At 44.7% G+C, this 3,170-nt stretch carries 4 protein-coding genes and 1 pseudogene; all 5 read left to right on the plus strand.

Features of this window, described 5'->3' with window-relative positions:
- Positions 1 to 619 (plus strand): annotated as a pseudogene (locus ACEW8S_RS06660) (acyl transferase); the annotation flags it as partial.
- Positions 620 to 699: 80 nt separating this feature from the next.
- Positions 700 to 1,065 (plus strand): cupin domain-containing protein, encoded by a 366-nt coding sequence (locus tag ACEW8S_RS06665; protein ID WP_373517390.1) that lies wholly within the window; start codon positions 700 to 702, stop codon positions 1,063 to 1,065.
- Between the two features lie 4 nt (positions 1,066 to 1,069).
- Positions 1,070 to 2,011, plus strand: coding sequence for a 2-hydroxyacid dehydrogenase (locus ACEW8S_RS06670; protein ID WP_373517391.1), 942 nt, complete (start codon positions 1,070 to 1,072; stop codon positions 2,009 to 2,011).
- 31 nt (positions 2,012 to 2,042) lie between these two features.
- Positions 2,043 to 2,498: a DUF1801 domain-containing protein gene (locus ACEW8S_RS06675; RefSeq protein ID WP_373517392.1), complete on the plus strand. Its 456-nt coding sequence runs from the start codon at positions 2,043 to 2,045 to the stop codon at positions 2,496 to 2,498.
- Between the two features lie 201 nt (positions 2,499 to 2,699).
- On the plus strand, positions 2,700 to 3,170 hold a 471-nt coding region (locus ACEW8S_RS06680), incomplete at its 3' end, for a TM2 domain-containing protein (RefSeq protein ID WP_373517393.1).

Raw genomic sequence — 3,170 nt, forward strand, 5'->3', positions numbered from 1 at the left:
ACTGCTTCCGTCCTATCTCGAGCGGGAAGGTTCTTCGCTGATATACATGGTCGACGATCTGATCCGTAAAAGCGGACATGAAAAAAGCGGATTTTATCTGGATAACCTGGAAGGATTAAACGACCAGCTAATGCAACTTGAAGCAGCGGGCACAAAAACGCTACTGATCGGAGTATCCTTCGCCCTATTGGATATGGCAGAAAAACATCCCATAAAATTGCAACATACAATAATTATGGAAACCGGCGGAATGAAAGGCCGTAGAAAAGAGCTGATCCGCGAAGAGCTGCACCAAATTCTTAAATCCGGTTTCGGGGTTGACCGTATCCACTCCGAATATGGCATGACCGAACTATTATCCCAGGCCTACTCCAAAGGAAACGGAAACTTCGAAACCCCACCTTGGATGAAAATCATGATCCGTGATACCGAAGACCCCATGACCTATAAAACCACCGGGCAGACCGGCGGAATCAACGTCATCGATTTGGCCAACATCAACTCCTGCGCCTTTATCGCCACACAAGACTTGGGCAAAGTACACCCGGATGGCAGTTTTGAGATATTGGGCCGTTTCGACCATTCCGATGTTCGGGGATGTAATTTGATGGTGCTTTAAGTCAGCCGTACCCTTTAAAAGCAACAATTCTTGGCAAAAAGCTTCGTACCTTTGCTTCCTCCCAAAAAAAAGATTACCGAATGAAGCCCATCAACTTAAAAGAGAAATATTCAACGTTCAGCAAACAATGGCATCCGCACCAGATTGCTATCGTTGACGATATGCAAGTGCTCTTAGCCAAAATACAAGGGGAGTTCGTTTGGCACTCCCATGAGAACGAAGATGAACTTTTTCAGGTATTAAAGGGCACGCTGTACATGCAGTTCCGCGACCGTACGGAAACAGTGCACGAGGGCGAGATCATTGTGGTGCCCAAAGGCGTCGAACATTGCCCGTCGACCAGAAACGGCGAGGAAGTCCAGCTTTTACTTTTTGAAAAAATCAATACGGCCCATACCGGCGGTGTGGAACATGAGTTGACCCAGAGCCATTATCCAAAGATTTAAGTATATGAAAGTACTCCACGTAGACCGAAACCATCCCCTTCTCATCGCACAATTTGCCGAACTCGGCTTTCAAAACGATGAGGATTACACTTCTTCGAAGCAAGACATCGAGAAAAAGATTCACCAATACGACGGGCTAATCATTAGAAGCCGATTTAGTATCGATAGCGAGTTTCTGAACAAGGCGGATACTCTTAAATTTATAGGACGCTTGGGAGCGGGACTCGAAAATATCGACGTCAGGCATGCCGAGGCGAACGGCATTTTCTTGGCCGGCGCGCCTGAAGGTAATCGCAATGCGGTGGGCGAACATACGCTTGGCATGCTGTTATCACTCTTCAACAACCTCAACAAGGCCGATCGTGAAGTGCGTTCGGGAAAGTGGGACCGTGAGGGCAATCGGGGGGTAGAATTGGAAGGGAAAACCGTAGGCATCATCGGCTACGGAAACATGGGTAAGGCCTTTGCCAAAAAACTGAGAGGTTTCGATGTCGACCAAGTTATCTGCTACGATATCAAAGGAGGTGTTGGAGACGAAAACGCACGGCAAGTTGGAATTATGGAACTGCAGAACCGTACCGATGTTTTAAGCCTTCACGTTCCGCAGACGGATAATACGATCGGAATGATAGATACCGAATTCATTAACGCCTTTCGCAATCCGCTCTGGCTCTTGAATACGGCCCGCGGAAAATGTTTAATTACCGAAAATTTGGTAGCCGCTTTAAAATCGGGAAAAATTTTAGGCGCGGGACTGGATGTGCTGGAATATGAAAAATCATCCTTCGAAAATATGTTTGCCGACGGCAAGCTACCCGAGGCTTTTGAATATCTGATCAAAGCCGAAAATGTCATGCTCTCCCCGCACGTGGCAGGTTGGACCGTCGAAAGCCTTGAAAAATTGGCACAGACCATCGTAAATAAAGTTAAGGCAGAATTTTGTTAACTTTAGGATATCATTTCTAAAGGACCCATCGATGAAATACCAAGCAAAATCGCCTGAGGAGTATATCGCCTCGCTGCCCGAAGACCGCCAAAATGTAATATCCCGACTAAGAAAGACCATCCTTCATAACCTTCCTGAAGGATTCGAAGAACAACTAAGCTATGGCATGTTAGGCTATGTGGTACCGCACACGATATATCCCCCAGGATACCATTGCTCGCCTGAACTTCCGCTTCCCTTTATGAACCTCGCCTCACAAAAGAATTTTGTAGCCGTTTATCATATGGGTATGTATGCGGACGAGAAACTCTACAACTGGTTCTTAAAAGAATATCCAGAACACTGTACACGCAAATTGGATATGGGCAAAAGCTGTATCCGCTTTAAATATATAGCCGATATTCCCTATGACCTGATCGGAGAACTGGCAACCAAGATGACCGTTGATGCTTGGATATCGCTATATGAAAAAAATGTAAAACAATGACTTTAAAAAGGTAAGAGGATAAAAAATACGATGTTGCGCTATTAAGCGGCTGTTTTGAAATATCTTGATCAGTTCAATGAACTCGTCTTGCGTTGTTGTTTGGAACCGATATTTTTTAAAGTGACAGATACCTGATTTCATTGATATAGGAAAATTTGCTACATTTAACCTGACAAAATTAACAACCTAAAAAAGCTATCAATGTCAGACGAGAATAAAAAATTCGGAGAAGGTTCGGAAGGATCCTTCGACAAGGAAAATAAGAAGTCAAGTGGTTTTGGTAATAAGGCCAAGGGAGAATTCGAAAAAGCCAAAGAATCGACCAAAGATTTTGCCGACGACACCAAAAAGGCCGCCAACGAATTCGGGGAAGGGGCCAAAAGAACGGCAAACGAATTTAGTGAAGGGGCCAGGGGCGCCTTTGCAGGGGGCGGTAATGAGAACAAAAAGATACTGGCCGGCATTTTGGCCATAGTACTCGGATCGCTGGGCATACATAAATTTATATTGGGATATCAAAAGGAAGGGATCATTTTATTGGTCGCCACTGTTATCGGATATGTACTAATGTGTGTTGGAATTGGTTTTTTCTTTGTTATGGCAACGGGTCTGGTCGGTCTTATCGAAGGCATCATTTATCTAACTAAAACTGACGAAGAATTTTATAACACC

Source organism: Pricia sp., assembly GCF_041745955.1.
Lineage (GTDB): Bacteria > Bacteroidota > Bacteroidia > Flavobacteriales > Flavobacteriaceae > Pricia.

Bases quoted from the DNA above. Each gene is read 5' to 3' on its own strand.
- ACEW8S_RS06665 (WP_373517390.1), top strand. From the start codon at position 700: ATGAAGCCCATCAACTTAAAAGAGAAATATTCAACGTTCAGCAAACAA.
- ACEW8S_RS06670 (WP_373517391.1), top strand. From the start codon at position 1,070: ATGAAAGTACTCCACGTAGACCGAAACCATCCCCTTCTCATCGCACAA.
- ACEW8S_RS06675 (WP_373517392.1), top strand. From the start codon at position 2,043: ATGAAATACCAAGCAAAATCGCCTGAGGAGTATATCGCCTCGCTGCCC.